General features: G+C 58.4%; 10 protein-coding genes. 2 read left to right on the top strand and 8 right to left on the bottom strand.

The genetic code is table 11. From position 1 onward, the window contains the following. Positions 1-175 precede the first annotated feature (175 nt). The 8 genes from phbB to QO231_RS11445 form a co-directional block, all read right to left on the bottom strand. Positions 176-898 (bottom strand): acetoacetyl-CoA reductase, encoded by a 723-nt coding sequence (phbB, locus tag QO231_RS11480; RefSeq protein WP_316776218.1) that lies wholly within the window; start codon positions 896-898, stop codon positions 176-178. Positions 899-940: 42 nt separating this feature from the next. Continuing rightward, positions 941-2707: a PHA/PHB synthase family protein gene (locus QO231_RS11475; protein WP_316776216.1), complete on the bottom strand. Its 1767-nt coding sequence runs from the start codon at positions 2705-2707 to the stop codon at positions 941-943. Positions 2708-2800: 93 nt separating this feature from the next. Next, positions 2801-3985, bottom strand: a complete 1185-nt coding sequence (locus QO231_RS11470; protein ID WP_316776213.1) for an acetyl-CoA C-acyltransferase family protein — start codon at positions 3983-3985, stop codon at positions 2801-2803. Between the two features lie 27 nt (positions 3986-4012). Then, positions 4013-5908 carry a propionyl-CoA synthetase gene (locus QO231_RS11465; protein WP_316776211.1) on the bottom strand — a complete coding sequence of 632 codons (1896 nt, stop codon included), beginning with the start codon at positions 5906-5908 and terminating at the stop codon, positions 4013-4015. A gap of 54 nt (positions 5909-5962) precedes the next feature. After that, a complete protein-coding gene (locus tag QO231_RS11460; RefSeq protein ID WP_316776210.1) occupies positions 5963-8266 on the bottom strand; it encodes an NADP-dependent malic enzyme in 2304 nt (767 codons plus the stop codon). Beyond that, complete coding sequence (gene scpA / locus QO231_RS11455; RefSeq protein ID WP_316776208.1) at positions 8263-10407, bottom strand: methylmalonyl-CoA mutase; 2145 nt, start codon at positions 10405-10407, stop codon at positions 8263-8265. Before scpA ends, QO231_RS11460 begins: the two co-directional genes overlap by 4 nt. A gap of 48 nt (positions 10408-10455) precedes the next feature. Then, positions 10456-12456 (bottom strand): acetyl/propionyl/methylcrotonyl-CoA carboxylase subunit alpha, encoded by a 2001-nt coding sequence (locus tag QO231_RS11450; RefSeq protein ID WP_316776206.1) that lies wholly within the window; start codon positions 12454-12456, stop codon positions 10456-10458. 11 nt (positions 12457-12467) lie between these two features. Continuing rightward, entirely contained in the window at positions 12468-14000 is a 1533-nt protein-coding gene (locus tag QO231_RS11445; protein WP_316776204.1) for an acyl-CoA carboxylase subunit beta, read from the bottom strand. A 302-nt stretch (positions 14001-14302) separates the two neighbouring features. Between QO231_RS11445 and QO231_RS11440 the strand changes: the two genes are divergently transcribed. Together QO231_RS11440 and QO231_RS11435 are read left to right on the top strand one after the other, a co-directional pair. Then, a complete protein-coding gene (locus QO231_RS11440) occupies positions 14303-15721 on the top strand; it encodes a helix-turn-helix domain-containing protein (RefSeq protein ID WP_316776201.1) in 1419 nt (472 codons plus the stop codon). A 516-nt stretch (positions 15722-16237) separates the two neighbouring features. After that, positions 16238-16720, top strand: a complete 483-nt coding sequence (locus tag QO231_RS11435; protein WP_316776199.1) for a hypothetical protein — start codon at positions 16238-16240, stop codon at positions 16718-16720. Positions 16721-16757 lie beyond the last annotated feature (37 nt).

Raw genomic sequence — 16757 nt, 5'->3', positions numbered from 1 at the left:
CCCCCGCCGCCCGCGCCTGCTGAACCGCCTTGTCCAAAAGAAAATGAGCACGATTGGCGCCATCACGCTCAATCACATCCTCAATCGCTTCCTGCCATTCCTGAGATTCAACAGGATCAATATCGTCCAGCGGCTTGGTCATGGGTCTTCCTCTGAATGGATAGCGGTTGAGAGATCAGCCGAAGAATTGCGCGCCATTTGCGCTAATCGTCGAACCGTTTATGAAGCCGGCGTCGTCCGAGGCCAGGAAGGTCACGCAGCGCGCGATCTCTTCCGGCTCGCCGAGGCGACCTACGGGAATTTGACTCACAATCGCATCGCGCACCTTCTCGGGAATGGCCTTGACCATTTCGGTGGCGACGTAGCCCGGGCAGATGGCGTTGGCGGTGATGCCCGCACGTGCCCCTTCCTGCGCCAGCGACCGGACGATGCCGATGTCACCGGCCTTGGTGGCGGCGTAGTTGGTCTGGGCAAACTGGCCTTTCTGACCGTTCAGCGACGAGATCACGATCACGCGGCCGAACTTGCGCTCGCGCATGCCGGGCCAGATCGGGTGAACGGTGTTGAACACGCCGGTCAGGTTGGTGTCGATGACCTGCTGCCACTGTTCGGGTGTCATCTTGTGGAACGGCGCATCACGGGTGATGCCGGCGTTGGCGACCACGACGTCGATCGGGCCAAGATCACCCTCGACCTGCGCGATACCTTCCTTGGAGGAGTCGTAGTTGGCCACATCCCATTTGTAGGTCTTGATGCCGGTTTCCTCGGTAAAGCTCGCAGCGGCTTCGTCGTTGCCGGCATAGGTTGCGGCGACGTCATAGCCTTCGGCCTTGAGGGCCTTGGAAATGGCGGCACCGATTCCACGGCTGCCACCGGTGACAAGGGCGGTTCGTGTCATTGTAATCTCCTACTTTGGTTATTTTCGGTTTATGCGAGATGTCTATTTTGCCAGCACGTATGAGCCGGGCGCGTCTTCGATCACCTCAAGCTTGCCAGCGCCAGGGACGCGCGCAGGCACTTGCTTGGCGCGGTCCTTGGCCTCCAGCCAATCAGCCCAGGCGGGCCACCAGGAGCCTTTGGTGTGGGTTGCGTTTTCCAGCCATTCCTCAGGGGATTCGGGATATTCGCTGCCAGTCCAGTATCCGTATTTTTCGCGCTCGCCTGGCGGGTTGATAACGCCAGCGATATGCCCCGAACCGCCGAGGACAAACTTGACCTCGCCGCCCAATAATCTGGTCGTTGGGTAGACGGAGCTCCAGGGCGCGATATGGTCTTCCTTTGTGGCCAGTACGAAAACCGGTGTCTCGATCTTGCCGAGGTCAATCTTTGTGCCGTTCAGGGTCAATCCGCCGGGCTTGCGCAACGCGTTGCGCAGATAGATCTGTTCAAGATACCACAGCAACATTGCCGCTGGCAGGCGGGTGGAATCCGAGTTCCAAAAGAGCAGGTCGAATGCGGGCGGCTTGTTGCCCATCAGGTAGTTCATCACATGGAACGACCAGACCAGATCGTTTTCGCGGATCATCGAGAACATGTCCTGCATGTGATGACCTTCGAGATGGCCAGTCTCTGCCATGTGGTCGCGCAGTGTCTGCAGCCGCTCATCGTCGATGAAAACGCCGATTTCACCCACGTCGGTGAAATCCACCATCGTTGCCAATGTCGTTGCCGCTGCGATGCGGTTGTCACCTTTGGCCGCGAGGTACGCCAGTGTCGCTGTCACCAGGATGCCGCCGATACAGAATCCGAGAATGTTGATCTTCTTCTCACCCGTGGCCTGTTCGATCGCATCGATCGCGGCCAGCGGGCCTTCATTCATGTAGTGCTCAAAGCTCTTTTCCGCGTGCTCGGAGCCCGGATTGACCCAGCTGATGATGAACACCGTATGGCCGCGATCCAGCATGTAGCGGACAAGGCTGTTCTTCTCGCGCATGTCCATGATGTAGTATTTGTTGATCCAGGCCGGCACGAACAGGATCGGACGCTTGCGTTGCGTATCGGTGCGCGGTTCGAATTGGATCAGCTGCATCATGTCGTTCTGAAACACCACCTTGCCGGGGGTTGTGCCCAGGTCACGCCCGACCACAAAAGCCTTAGGATCGTTGGTGGCAATGTCCAGGCGGCCGTCACCGCGCTCCAGGTCATCCAACAGGTTGCTGAAACCGTCCAACAGGCTCTGGCCATCGGTATCCAGCAGCTTCCTGCGGGCCTGCGGATTGAGCGACAGAAAATTGCTTGGTGCCAGAGCACTCAGGATCTGCCGGGTATAGAATTTGACTCTCAGATGGTCCTTCGACCCTTCCGGAAACTGGTTGAGAATGTCCAGAGTAGCCTCTTCCAGCGCCAGATGTACATCGCGGCACACCCGCGCAATTGGGTCTGTGTTCCAGCTGTCATCTCTAAACCGGCGGTCCTTGACTTCGGAACCGGTACCGGTCCACCCGGCCAACCAGACGTTGGCCATCTTGCTGAAGGCCGATTGCTGGAGTGCCATCAGTTCGGTGGGTTTTGCCGCCATCGCCATGCCGACCTTGGCATAGGCCGCCATGACCGAGGCTGAATCAACGACAGAAAATTCGCCACCCGACACCTTGGCTGCAGTGGAAGTGGCCGCTCGCACAAACAATCCCTGAGCGCGTTGCATGAGGCTCCAGTACTCCAGCAGCCGTTCGTTCAACGGATCAGATTGCAGGTCTGGATTGGACATGGTGCGCTCCTTCAGATTGGATCGTGCGACTGGTGCGGGTGGCGACAGGTGGCCCGTTGCCGTCAGGGAGATCCGGCAACGGGCAGGGGAGGTTCAGCTGAGACGTTCAATGGCCAATGCGATGCCCTGGCCGCCACCGATACACATGGTCACCAGACCAAATTTGCCGTCGATGCGGTCCAGTTCGTTCAACGCCTTGATCGTGATGATCGCGCCGGTGGCTCCGATTGGGTGGCCAAGGGCGATCGCACCACCATTGGGATTTACCTTGCTGGTGTCAAAGCCCAGTTCCTTGTTCACGGCGCAGGCCTGAGCGGCAAAGGCTTCGTTTGATTCGATCACGTCGAATTCGCCGGCGCTCATACCCAGTTTCGTGAGCAGTGTGGTGACTGCCGGAATCGGGCCGATACCCATCACCTCGGGGCGCACACCCGAATGGGCATAGCCCAGCAGGCGGGCGCGCGGCTTCAGACCGGCCTTTTCCGCCGCGTCTGCCGAGGCCAGAACAACCGCTGCTGCACCGTCATTGAGGCCAGACGCGTTGCCTGCCGTTACCGAGCCTTCCTTGCGGAATGCCGGGCGCAGCTTGCCAAGGCTCTCCATGGTTGTCGAAGGCTTGGCATGTTCATCAGTGTCAAAGGGCACCATGTCGCGGCGAACCTTTACATCGATGGGAAGGATCTGGGACTTGAAGCGACCTTCCTCGATGGCCACACCGGCGCGACGCTGGCTTTCGGCGGCAAAGGAGTCCTGATCGTCGCGCGAGATCTGATACTCCGATGCAACATTTTCAGCGGTCACACCCATGTGCCCGCCGCCGAACGGATCGTTCAACGCGGCGATCATCATGTCGGTCATGCTGACGTCACCCATCTTCTGGCCAAAGCGCGGGGCCTGGCTGGAATAGGGAGAACGCGACATGCACTCGGCCCCACCGGCCAGCGCAAAATCGACGTCGCCCAGCATGATGTGCTGCGCCGAGGAGACGATGGCCTGTGCCCCGGAGCCGCAAAGGCGGTTTACGGTCAGGGCAGGGGCCTCGGGCGGAACGCCGGCCTCGACCGCGGCGACCCGGCCAAGATACATGTCACGGCCTTCGGTGTTGATCACATGGCCGAACACCGAATGACCGATTTGTTTTGGGTCGACGCCGCTGCGCGCCATCGCCTCTTTGGCGACTGCGGCGGCCAGGGTCGTCGGCGCGTGGCCCGCCAATGAACCGCCGAACGTGCCGATTGCAGTGCGCACCCCGTCCAGAATTACTACGTCTTGTGTCATGATTTTCCCTCACTTGTTCAGTATTGTTCAGGGCGCCGGAGTGCCAAGCCCGGAGATCTTGCCCGAGATTTCGTCCAGCACCGCTGGATCGTCTATTGTTGCGGGCATTTTCCACTCAGTACCATCGGCAATTGAGACCATGGTGCCGCGGAGGATCTTTCCCGATCTGGTTTTTGGCAGTGCATTGACCACCATGCAAAGCTTGAATGCGGCCACGGGGCCGATCTCTTGCCGGATCAATTTGACGCACTCCTTCTCGATCTCTTCCGTCGGGCGATCACAGCCTGCATTCAGGCAAACCAATCCAAGTGGTGCCTGCCCCTTGAGAGAATCACCGATTCCGATCACAGCGCATTCGGCCACGTCCGGATGGCTGGCGAGGACTTCCTCCATGCCCCCTGTCGACAACCGGTGGCCCGCCACGTTGATGACGTCGTCTGTTCGCGCCATGATGTAGAGATAGCCGTCCTCGTCCATGATCCCGGCGTCGCCGGTTTCATAGTAGCCGGGGAAATGATCCAGATAGGATTTCTGGAATCGGTCATCGGCATTCCAGAGGCCGGGCAGCGTACCCGGCGGCAGCGGCAGCTTAATGGCGATTGCCCCAAGTGTTCCGGCCGGTACAGGATGGCCACCTTCGTCCAGGATGTCGATCTTGTAGCCCGGCATCGGCACGGCTGGTGATCCCGGCTTGATCGGCAGTTGTTCGATCCCCAGCGGATTGGCCGCGATGCCGAACCCGGTCTCGGTTTGCCACCAATGGTCGATCACCGGCTTCTTCAGATGTTCCTGCGCCCAGTTGATCGTATCCGGGTCGGCCCGTTCCCCGGCCAGGAACAACGCCTGCAACCCGCTGATATCGTAGCGTTTCACATGCTTGGCCTCGGGATCCTCGCGTTTGATCGCGCGCAGGGCTGTCGGGGCGGTGAAAAGCACTTTGACATCATGCTCTTCAACAACGCGCCAGAATGTGCCCGGATCAGGTGTTCCAATGGGTTTGCCTTCGAACACGACCGTGGTGCAGCCCATCAGAAGAGGCGCGTAACAGATATAGCTGTGCCCCACGACCCAACCGACATCGGAGGCCGCCCAGAACACATCACCCTGTTTGACGTCATAGACATTCTTCATTGTCCAGAGCAGGGCCACCATATGCCCGGCGTTGTGCCGCAGGACACCTTTGGGCTGTCCCGTGGTGCCCGACGTATAGAGAATGTAGAGTGGATCATCCCCATTTACGGGAACGCATTTTACGGGCTTGGCTTCCGCAGTCGCGGCAGCCCAGTCGAAATCACGACCATCCACCATCGACGCTTCGGCCTCGGGGCGCTGCAGGATGACCGTGAATTCCGGTTTGTGTGCGGAAAGGTCGATCGCTCCATCCAGGAGCGGTTTGTATTCGACGATCCGTCCCGGTTCGATCCCGCAAGAGGCGGCAATGATGGCTTTGGGCTTGGCATCTTCGATCCGCACGGCCAGTTCGTGTGCCGCAAAACCACCGAACACGACCGAGTGCACAGCACCCAGACGTGCACAGGCCAGCATCGCAACAAGCGCCTCTGGCACCATCGGCATGTAGATGACGACGCGGTCGCCCTTTGTCACCCCGCGCTCGGAAAGCGCGCCGGCCAGGTTGGCTACCCTGCTTTGCAATTCCACGTAGGTGATCTTGGTTTTGCTGCTCGTCACCGGGCTGTCGTGAATGATCGCGACCCGATCACCTCTGCCCGCCTCTACATGGCGATCCACGGCGTTCCAGCAGGTGTTGGTGCTGGCATCAGAAAACCACCGGTAGAAAGGGGCGTTGCTGTCATCCAGAGCCTTGGTCGGTCGGGTAAACCAATCAACGTCGTTGGCCGCGTTCATCCAGAAAGCCTCGGGATCACGCTCCCATTCAGCATATACGTCCTTGTATGAGGTCATTGCCTTGCTCCTTCATTCGTTGGGGCACCAACGTTGTAGTTAAGATGTGATTCATCAGCCATAGCTGGTTACCGGTGTGCGTGCCAACGCGGCGATATTGACCAGGCCACGCGGCGTAACCGAGGGGCTGACAATTTGAATTCGATTGCCCATGCCCATCAGGATCGGACCAATTTCGATCCCTCCGGCCAGTTGTTTCAGCAGATTGCGTCCGCCCGACGCCGCATCGACATTCGCGAAAATCAGACAATTGGCGGCACCATTGAGGCGTGAATGCCGGAACACGGTTTGCCTCAGGTCTGGGTTCAAGGCGTGATCCGCGTGCATTTCACCTTCGTATTCAAAATCGACGCCCATCTCGTCGAGAATGCGCATTGCTTCACGAACCTTGCTTCCTGATCCGGTGCTCAGCGTTCCAAAGACCGAATGGCTGAGAAGGGCGATCTTGGGATCAATGCCAAACCTGCGGATATGACGTGCGGCTGCGACGCAGGTTTCCGCGATATGGATCGGCTCGGGTTCGATGTGAACCTGACTGTCGGCAATAAAGATGACGCCCTGTTCCAGGATCACCGGCGACAGCGCCCCGATGGGGTGCAATTTGCCGCCTTTGCCATCGTCCAGCCCACCGAGGACCCGGACCGCATGATCCAGATGCCACCGATAGTCGCCCTGGGTGCCGCAGATCATCGCGTCCGCATGATTCAACCTTACTGCAATGGCTGCAATGGCAGTTGTGTTCGTGCGCATGATGGTCTGTGCCCTGGCCGGTGAGACACCGTCGCGTTCGGTCAGATCCAGATAGGTTTCCCAGTATGTCCGATACCTTTCGTCCTGCGTCGGGTCGATCAAATCGAAATCGCTGCCTATTCGGATCGGCAGCGCGTCCCTGTCGATCCGCGACTGGATGACGTCAGGACGTCCGATCAGAATAGGGTTCGCGATGCCTTCTTCGATCATACCCTGGGCAGCACGCAGCACACGAACATCCTCGCCTTCGGCAAAGATCACCTTGCGGCTGGATCGCGTTGCGGAATCGAACACCGGCCGCATGATCAGCGCAGTCTTGAATACGTTGACTTCGAGCTTGGCGCGATACGCCTCGATATCGACCGGCCGTTCCGCCACGCCGGAATCCATCGCCGCCTGAGCCACGGCACTTGCCACGGTCGCCAAGAGGCGCGGATCGAACGGCTTGGGGATCAGGTAGTCGCGACCAAAGACCATCCGCTCGTCGCGATAGGCCATCGCCGCCTCAGCCGAGGATGTCTTGCGCGCCAGATCAGCAAGCGCATGGGCACAGGCCACCTTCATCGGCTCGTTGATCTGGGTCGCGCCGACATCCAGCGCCCCGCGAAAGATAAACGGAAAGCACAGGACATTGTTGATCTGATTGGGGTAATCTGATCGACCGGTACAGATAATCGCATCCTCACGAGCGGCTTTTGCGTCTTCCGGCATGATCTCGGGCGTGGGATTGGCCAGCGCCATGATCACGGGATCCTTGGCCATCGTCTTGATCGTTTCCGCAGTGATTACCCCGGGACCCGATACGCCAAGGAACAGATCGGCCCCATTGATCACATCATCGATCTGCGGGGTCCCGTCCTGCGGCGGCTGGGCAAACCTCTGCTTGGTGGCATCAAGATCGTCGCGGCCCATGTGGCACAGGCCCTTGCGGTCGCACATCCAGATGTTTTCATGCTTTACGCCCAGATCCATCAGCAAAGTCAGACAGGCAATGCCTGCCGCCCCGCCGCCGACGGCGGCAACCTTGATATCCTCGAATTTCTTGCCGGCAATACGCATGGCGTTGATCGCGCCCGCGGCCACCACGATCGCAGTCCCGTGCTGATCGTCGTGAAAGACCGGGATGTTCATCCGTTCTTTGCAGATGCGCTCAACTTCGAAACACTGAGGGGCCTTGATGTCTTCAAGATTGACGGCACCAAAGGTCGGTTCCAGAGCGATCACGATCTCGGCCAGCTTGGCCGGGTCGTCCTCGTTCACTTCGATGTCGTATCCGTCGAGGTCGGCGAATTTCTTGAAGAGGGCGATCTTGCCTTCCATCACCGGTTTTGACGCCAGTGCGCCAATGTCACCCAGACCCAGCACTGCCGTCCCGTTTGAGATCACAGCCACCCTGTTGCCCTTGCCGGTGTAGCGAAAGGCATCCGCCGGATTCTCGTGAATATCCATACAGGCTTCGGCGACGCCTGGCGAATAGGCCAGCGACAGGTCGCGCTGCGTCGTCATCGGCGTGGTCACGCGTATCCCCAGCTTGCCGGGCGTCGGAAACTCGTGATACCGCAGAGCAGCTTCGCGCAGGGCCTGTTCGGCTGCAGATCTCTCGGTCATTTTGTGTCTCCTGCTGAGCGGGCCTCGCGAACCAGGGCCATAACATCTCGGGCTGCGTCAGGAATGTTGGTACCGGGACCAAAGATGGCTTTCACGCCCCGGGACTTGAGAAATTCATAGTCCTGCTGCGGCACAACGCCGCCACAGATCACCAGAATATCCTCTGCCCCTTTCGCCTTCAGGGCTTCGACAAGCTGCGGTGCAAGTGTTTTATGTCCCGCGGCCTGACTGGAGATTCCGACGACATGCACATCGTTGTCGATCGCATCCTGTGCCGCCTCATCCGGAGTCTGGAACAATGGCCCGACATCCACGTCAAATCCGATATCGGCGAAGGCGGTGGCAATCACCTTTGCACCCCGGTCATGACCATCCTGACCCATCTTGACGACCATCATGCGGGGGCGGCGCCCCTCTGTTTCGGCAAAGGCCTCAATGTCTTGCTGAATTTTCGAGAATTCCTCATCCCCTTCATAGGCCGCGCTGTACACGCCCGCCAAAGTCTTGATCTCCGCGCGATGGCGGCCAAATACCTTTTCCATAGCGTCTGAAATCTCTCCCACACTCGCCCGCGCGCGAGCGGCCTCGACCGCCAGCGCCAGGAGGTTGCCATTGCCCCGCGCGCCCTCTTCGAGCGCAGCCAGTGCTGCATCGCAGGCCGCCTGATCTCGCGTTTCACGAATACGGTCCAGCCGGGCCACCTGGGCGCGACGAACCTCTTCGTTGTCGATCATGCGAACGTCGATATCATCCTCTTTTTCAAGGCGATACTTGTTGACACCGACGATCACCTCTTCGCCCCGGTCAACCGCAGCCTGACGCCGGGCGGCGGATTCCTCGATCCGCAATTTGGGCATGCCGCTGGCGACCGCCTTGGTCATCCCGCCCAGTTCCTCGACCTCTTCGATAAGTTTCCACGCCTCTTCGGCCATATCGGCGGTCAGCTTCTCAACATAGTAGCTTCCGGCCAACGGGTCGACAACATTGGTGATGCCGGTCTCTTCCTGCAGGATCAGCTGGGTGTTGCGCGCGATCCGGGCCGAAAACTCAGTCGGCAGGGCAATTGCCTCATCCAGCGCATTGGTGTGCAGGCTCTGCGTGCCGCCAAGGGCCGCTGACATGGCTTCATATGCGGTGCGGATGACGTTATTATAGGGATCCTGTTCTTGCAGGCTGACACCACTGGTCTGGCAGTGCGTGCGCAGCATCCGGCTCTGCGGTTTCTGCGGGTTGAATTCATCCATGATCCGCGACCACAGCAGCCGCGCAGCGCGCAACTTCGCGGCTTCCATGAAGAAATTCATACCGATGGCAAAGAAGAAGCTCAAACGCCCGGCGAACTTGTCTACATCCATGCCCCGCGCGATGGCTGCGCGCACATATTCGCGACCGTCCGCGAGCGTGAAGGCAAGCTCTTGCACTAGGTTCGAACCGGCCTCTTGCATGTGGTAGCCGCTGATCGAGATCGAGTTGAAGCGGGGCATGTGATCGGAGGTGTATTCGATGATGTCCGAGATGATCCGCATCGACGGTTCCGGCGGGTAGATATAGGTGTTGCGGACCATGAACTCCTTCAGAATATCATTCTGAATGGTTCCGGAAAGCTGTGCTTTATCAACGCCTTGCTCTTCACCCGTGACAATGTAGTTCGCCAGGATCGGGATTACCGCGCCATTCATTGTCATGCTGACAGACATCTTGTCCAGAGGGATTCCATCGAACAGGATCTTCATATCCTCGACACTGTCGATCGCCACGCCTGCCTTGCCGACATCGCCGACCACGCGCGGGTGGTCGCTGTCATATCCGCGATGTGTCGCCAGATCGAAAGCGACCGAACAGCCCTGCTGACCCGCCGCGATGTTCTTGCGGTAAAAGGCGTTCGACTCCTCGGCCGTCGAGAACCCCGCGTATTGACGGATCGTCCAGGGGCGGCCCGCGTACATCGTGGCGCGCGGCCCCCGCAAGAACGGTGCTTCACCAGGCAGCGAGCCCATGTGTCCGATATCAGCGAGATCGGCCTCGGTGTATACCGGTTTGACCTTGATCCCCTCGGGCGTGGCCCAGACCAGATCATCAGGCGTTCGGGTCTTCAGCTCCCGCTCGGCCAGTTTCTTCCAGGTGTCTATCTTGTCAGGCATCGATCCCCCTCCCTCAATGGTTCCCTGCAGTCGCGTATCAACAGGGGGTCATTCGAACTCCATGATCACGTCATCCACTGCCAGGCTGTCACCCGGCGCGGCGTTGATCTTCGATACGGTTCCGGCGCGTTCGGCCCGCAGAACGTTTTCCATCTTCATCGCTTCGACGCTGGCCAGGGCCTGGCCTTCCTGAACCTCGTCGCCTTCGGACACGGCAATGGACACAACCAGCCCCGGCATCGGGCACAAGAGCAGTTTGGAGGTGTCGGCCGCGACTTTCTCGGGCATCAGTTCTGCCAGTTTCGCGATACGCTGGGTGCGGACGGAAACATCCAGATCTGCTCCGCGATAGCGAATCCGGAACCCTTCGGTCCGGTCATCCACCTTCAGGGGCATCCGCACACCATCCACTTCAATCAGGGCCAGGCTACGGCCCGGCACCCAGTCGGATGTGACCCGAGACGTGGTGCCATCTTCGAATTTGATGGTCGACCCCTCACGGTCTGCCGAAATCTCGACTGCAAAGCTCTGGTCCTGAAGGGTGACAACCCAGTCGGTCCCTACAATACGTTCGTGATTGTCCATCCGACCCGATACCCGGGCGCGCCGGATTTCGACAACCCTGTGCATTGCGGATGCCGCCGCCGCGATCCGGCGCAGGGCCTCGTCGCCCAGTGTGACACCCGCGAAACCATCGGGGTATTCTTCCTCGATAAAGGCGGTGGTGATGTCGCCCGATATGAAACGCGGATGATCCATCACGGCCGCCAGAAACGGGATATTGTGCCCGATACCCTCGATCTCGAATTCGTCCAGCGCATCGCGCATGATTTCGATGGCATCGGCACGGTTTGGTGCCCACGAGCACAGCTTGGCGATCATCGGATCGTAGTACATGCTGATCTCGCCGCCCTCGAAAACGCCGGTATCGTTGCGAACGGCGTGATCCTTCTCGGCCACCTCGGCAGGCGGGCGATAGCGTGACAAACGCCCGATGGAAGGCAGAAAACCGCGATATGGATCTTCGGCATAGAGGCGGCTTTCGACGGACCAGCCGTTGATGCCGATGTCGTTCTGAGTCAGCTTCAGTTTTTCGCCGTAGGCCACGCGGATCATCTGTTCGACCAGGTCGACGCCAGTGATCAGTTCCGTCACAGGGTGCTCCACCTGGAGCCGCGTGTTCATTTCGAGGAAATAGAAGTTGCGATCGCCATCGACGATGAACTCGACGGTCCCGGCTGAGCTGTAGTCAACCGCCTGCGCCAACGCGACCGCCTGTTCGCCCATCGACTTGCGGGTTTGTGCGTCAAGGAACGGGGAGGGGGCCTCTTCCACAACCTTCTGATTGCGTCGCTGGATCGAGCATTCGCGCTCGTTCAGATAAAGGCAATTTCCATGCTTGTCGCCCAGCACCTGAATTTCGATGTGCCTTGGCTGGGTGATGAACTTTTCGATGAAAATCCGATCATCGCCAAAACTGCTGGCGGCCTCGTTTTTGGAACTCTGGAAGCCCTCGCGCGCCTCGTCGTCATTCCAGGCGATGCGCATGCCCTTGCCGCCACCGCCGGCGCTGGCCTTGATCATCACCGGGTAGCCGATCTCGTTCGAGATCTTCACCGCGTCTTCGGCGTCTTCGATCAGCCCCATCACGCCGGGAACCGTGGAAACACCTGCCTCTTGTGCGATCTTTTTACTGGTGATCTTGTCACCCATCGCTTCGATCGCGCCGCGCGGTGGGCCGATAAAGGCAACGCCTTCAGCTTCAAGAGCCGCGGCGAACTTGCTGTTTTCGCTTAGAAAACCGTATCCAGGATGAACGGCTTCGGCACCCGTCTGGCGGACCGCCTCCATGACCTTGTCAATGACAATGTAGGATTGGTTCGCGGGTGGTGGACCAATGTGAACCGCCTCGTCGGCCATCTCGACATGCAGCGCCTCCCGGTCGGCATCCGAGTAGATCGCCACCGTCTTGATCCCCATCTTGCGAGCGGACTTGATCACGCGGCAGGCAATTTCACCACGATTGGCAATGAGTATTTTCTTGAACATCAAACGGCCCCCTACAGCGGAATATTGTCGTGCTTTTTCCATGGATTACTTAGCTGCTTGGTTCGCAATGCAGCAAACGCCCGCGCCACGCGAAGCCGGGTGGAATGTGGCATGATCACCTCGTCGATGAAGCCGCGTTCGGCAGCGACAAAGGGATTGGCAAACCGATCCTCGTAGTCCTTGGTGTGCGCCGCGATCTTGTCGGCGTCGCCCAAGTCGGCGCGGTGAATGATCTCTGTTGCGCCCTTGGCGCCCATCACGGCGATTTCGGCGGTCGGCCAGGCATAGTTGACATCGCCGCGCAGGTGCTTGGATGCCATCACGTCATAGGCACCGCCGTACGCCTTGCGGGTGATCACCGTGACCTTGGGCACCGTCGCTTCGCCATAGGCAAAGAGCAGCTTTGCCCCATGCTTGATCACGCCGCCATACTCCTGCGATGTCCCCGGCAGGAACCCCGGCACGTCGACAAAGGTCAGGATCGGGATTTCGAACGCGTCACAGAACCGGACGAACCGCGCTGCCTTGCGTGAACTGTCGATATCCAGACACCCGGCCAGCACCATCGGCTGGTTGGCCACGACACCCACGGTCTGACCCTCAAGGCGGGCAAAGCCGGTGAGAATATTCTTGGCAAAATCCGCCTGAATTTCGTAGAAATCGCCTTCGTCCGCGGTCTTGCGGATCAATTCGCGCATGTCATACGGCTGATTTGGGTTATCGGGGACCAGAGTGTCCAGTGATTTCTCTACCCGGCCCGGTTCATCAAAGAACGGACGCACCGGTGCCTTGTCGCGGTTGTTGAGTGGCAGGAAATCGATGAGGCGCCGGACTTCTGCCAGGGCCGAGACGTCGTCTTCAAAGGCCGCGTCGGCCACGCTGGACTTGCGTGTGTGGGTGCTCGCCCCGCCCAACTCTTCCGCAGTTACCTGCTCGTTGGTGACGGTCTTTACGACGTCAGGCCCGGTCACGAACATGTAGGAGGTGTCTTTCACCATGAAGATGAAATCGGTCATCGCCGGCGAATACACCGCACCACCCGCGCAGGGGCCCATGATCACGCTGATCTGGGGCACGACGCCGCTGGCCATGATGTTGCGTTGAAAGACCTCTGCATAGCCGGCAAGCGATGCCACACCTTCCTGAATACGCGCGCCACCCGAATCGTTCAGGCCGATCACCGGCGCGCCGACCTTCATGGCCATATCCATGATCTTGCAGATCTTCTGGGCATGCGTTTCAGACAGGGATCCGCCAAAGACGGTAAAATCCTGGCTGAATACATAGACTTGGCGCCCATTGACCGTGCCCCAGCCGGTGACGACCCCATCGCCGGGCATCTTGACCTTGTCCATTCCGAAATCAGTACAGCGATGCGCCACGAATGTATCGAACTCTTCGAAGCTGCCTTCATCCAGCAGCACTTCGATGCGTTCACGCGCTGTCAGTTTTCCCTTGGCGTGCTGGGCGTCGACTCGCTTTTGTCCACCACCCGCATAAGCCTCGGCACGCCGCGCTTCGAGTTCCTTATTCGTATCTATCATCGCAGAATCCCTCGTCCAATATTGACGGTGTCAAAACAGTGTTTCGATCGACGGCTTGGTTTAGTAACGAACAGCAACAACCTACGGTTACACCCTGTGACCGCAAACAACCTCCGTTGTCACCTCAACCCCCTCAACACGCCTCGCAACCGCACTCCGAAAACCGACTTTGATTTGATTTGCGGGCAAAGCGTGCTAGGCAACGTTGCACAACAGGGGCTTTGAATGAAAATGAAAAAGGGCGTACATGCAAATCGTTCGCAAAATACGAGGTCGCAACTTGCAAATTTGTGAACACGCTCATGGCTGAGCGTAAACTCTTCGCGGGCGCTCGACTTCGCAATTTGCGAAAAAATGAAAAATTATCACAAAGGGATTTCGCAAAACGGCTTGGCATATCGGCCAGCTATCTGAATCAACTGGAAAATAATCAACGGCCTCTCTCGGCTGCGGTCATGCTGGGGCTTGTTGAAAAATTTGATATCGACCTCACAACTTTTGCGGAAGATGAGAGTCTTCGTCTCGCTGCAGACCTGCATGAGGCGCTCGCAGATCCTATTTTGGCAGGGCGACGTCCGTCGAAACAGGAAACAAAATCGGCAATTTCCCACTCTCCAGCGTTCGCGCACGCCCTCATTGCCTTCCACAGCGGCTACCAAAACCTGCAAAATAGCCTGGTTTCGCTGAATGACATACTGGAGCGCGGTCAGATTCCCGCCATACCACTGCCCTATGAAGAAGTGCGGGACTTTTTCCACTATAGCGACAACTATTTTGACGCTCTCGACAAGGCTGCGGAGGCGCGCGCGCGCGAGTCGGGAATTGACGGAATCAACAACAAACACGCTGCGATTGATCGCCTGTCCAAGAAACATGGTATTACAGTTTCGTTCGAACGCGACAATCTGCCCAAGGACAGTCTCAGCGAGTATCGTGCGGACTCAAAGCTCTTGCTCATCAACCGCGAGCATCCGGAGCCCAGCCAGATTTTCCTGCTTTGGCACCAGATTGCCTTGCTCGAAGATTCCGAGGAAATTGACCGGCTGATCGACAAAGCTGCGTTTCAGTCCCCGGAAGGACGTTCGATTGCGCGGATCGGTCTGGCAAATTTTAGCGCCGGGGCTACGGTGATGCCCTATGGGGAGTTCCTCGCGCTCGCCTCGGATTTCCGCCATGATCTCGATCTTCTGGCGGGCAGATTCGGTGCCAGTATCGAGCAGGTCGCGCATCGCCTGAGCACGTTGCAGCGGCCGGGGGCCAAAGGCGTGCCGTTCTATTTCATGCGTGTCGACAGGGCAGGGGCGATCACGAAACGCCATAGTACGACCCGTTTGCAATTTGCCAGATATGGCGGTGCCTGTCCTTTGTGGAATGTTCATCAGGCATTTGAAACGCCGGGAGAGATCGTGCGGCAGCTGGCCGAAACGCCCGACGGAGAGCGCTATGTATGCATCGCACGGACGATCACAAAGCGAGGGAGGGGATTCCGTGCGCCGATCAGACGATATGCAATCGCACTTGGCAGTCCGGCCGATTTTGCAAGGGACATCGTCTATGGTGATGACCTCAAGGTGAACTCGCTTGAAGCTTACGAAAAGATCGGCGTCTCATGCAGGATTTGCAATCGCAAGAACTGTCCGCAACGGGCAGTTCCACCCATTGATCGCAAAATCGAGGTAGACACGAACACGCGCAGAATAGTCCCATTTCGGATCGAATAGGGCCTTTTTTGTCGATACTTTGGTTCTTTGCCCCTGATTGCCGGTAGATTGGTGCCGGCGCACCGGGTCGCGATGTCAACACTGGACCGAAGCCTGATTCTGAAAAATGGCGCCTGAAAAGGCACCATTTGGGCGAAGCGGTTGCCAAACGCAATGGGACGCCGGACGTTCGCGATACGACCAGTCGAACTGTCCTCTTGCGTTCTATTCGGCTGCGCCCGATGAGGCGCCCAAAACCGTGATGTAGACCGAGCGCTGGATCATGTCGGTTCGCAAGTCGCGCGATGGCGCCGCCTGACCGGCGAGATCGCGCCCCTATTGGGCCAAAAAGGCCATATTTTGCTGGCATTCTGTCGCGAAAATTCTGGACTGAAACATGCATTGACGTTACATTAATTTGGGAGCTTAAGGAATTTACACGGAACTCGGAAGTGCCATCTGGTCCACGAACTCCGGATCTTTTCTATACGACGTCGGGGGGCGCGGATACTGCCAGTTGAGCCGTGAAAGGCAAACATGGTTGATATTTTTTCGAAGAAAGATGGGCCGAGGCGCGAGGATGTCGCGGCCAAGCGACTCATTAGTGAAAACAGGACCACGATACATCGGCTCGCCGATCAGTTCAGCGGTGGCGAGTTTTCCCGCTCGCGTACTGCGATGGCCAAGGCGAAAGAAGAGCCCAAAGCTGACGGTCTGAGTATTCATATCATGGGGGGCCCATCCAGCCCCACACCGCCAGAACCCGCGGTTCGCGTCAGCTTGAACGGTCGCGTCATTGTCGTGGATGCAAACGCTGGGAAACAAATGCAGTTTCTTGGGCAGATGCGCGTGAAGAACGGACAGAAGTTCTTTGCGTTGGCGACCAAGGAAAACGGGTTTGTGTCGCCGGTGGACGACGATGTCGAGCATCTTCTGGCCGATCTCAACGGGATCGTGATCGAGTCTGACGACATCGAGAACAAATTCGTTGGCGTGATCAAAGACAGGCTTAATCTCTAATCTGAAGCGACACGTGCCACTGGTTTCAGCGGGCATT

It is taken from the genome of Sedimentitalea todarodis (assembly GCF_032595355.1).
Lineage (GTDB): Bacteria > Pseudomonadota > Alphaproteobacteria > Rhodobacterales > Rhodobacteraceae > Sedimentitalea > Sedimentitalea todarodis.
This window is presented reverse-complemented; position numbering and strand designations above follow the sequence as displayed.

Bases quoted from the DNA above. Each gene is read 5' to 3' on its own strand.
- phbB (WP_316776218.1), bottom strand. From the start codon at position 898: ATGACACGAACCGCCCTTGTCACCGGTGGCAGCCGTGGAATCGGTGCC.
- QO231_RS11475 (WP_316776216.1), bottom strand. From the start codon at position 2,707: ATGTCCAATCCAGACCTGCAATCTGATCCGTTGAACGAACGGCTGCTG.
- QO231_RS11470 (WP_316776213.1), bottom strand. From the start codon at position 3,985: ATGACACAAGACGTAGTAATTCTGGACGGGGTGCGCACTGCAATCGGC.
- QO231_RS11465 (WP_316776211.1), bottom strand. From the start codon at position 5,908: ATGACCTCATACAAGGACGTATATGCTGAATGGGAGCGTGATCCCGAG.
- QO231_RS11460 (WP_316776210.1), bottom strand. From the start codon at position 8,266: ATGACCGAGAGATCTGCAGCCGAACAGGCCCTGCGCGAAGCTGCTCTG.
- scpA (WP_316776208.1), bottom strand. From the start codon at position 10,407: ATGCCTGACAAGATAGACACCTGGAAGAAACTGGCCGAGCGGGAGCTG.
- QO231_RS11450 (WP_316776206.1), bottom strand. From the start codon at position 12,456: ATGTTCAAGAAAATACTCATTGCCAATCGTGGTGAAATTGCCTGCCGC.
- QO231_RS11445 (WP_316776204.1), bottom strand. From the start codon at position 14,000: ATGATAGATACGAATAAGGAACTCGAAGCGCGGCGTGCCGAGGCTTAT.
- QO231_RS11440 (WP_316776201.1), top strand. From the start codon at position 14,303: ATGGCTGAGCGTAAACTCTTCGCGGGCGCTCGACTTCGCAATTTGCGA.
- QO231_RS11435 (WP_316776199.1), top strand. From the start codon at position 16,238: ATGGTTGATATTTTTTCGAAGAAAGATGGGCCGAGGCGCGAGGATGTC.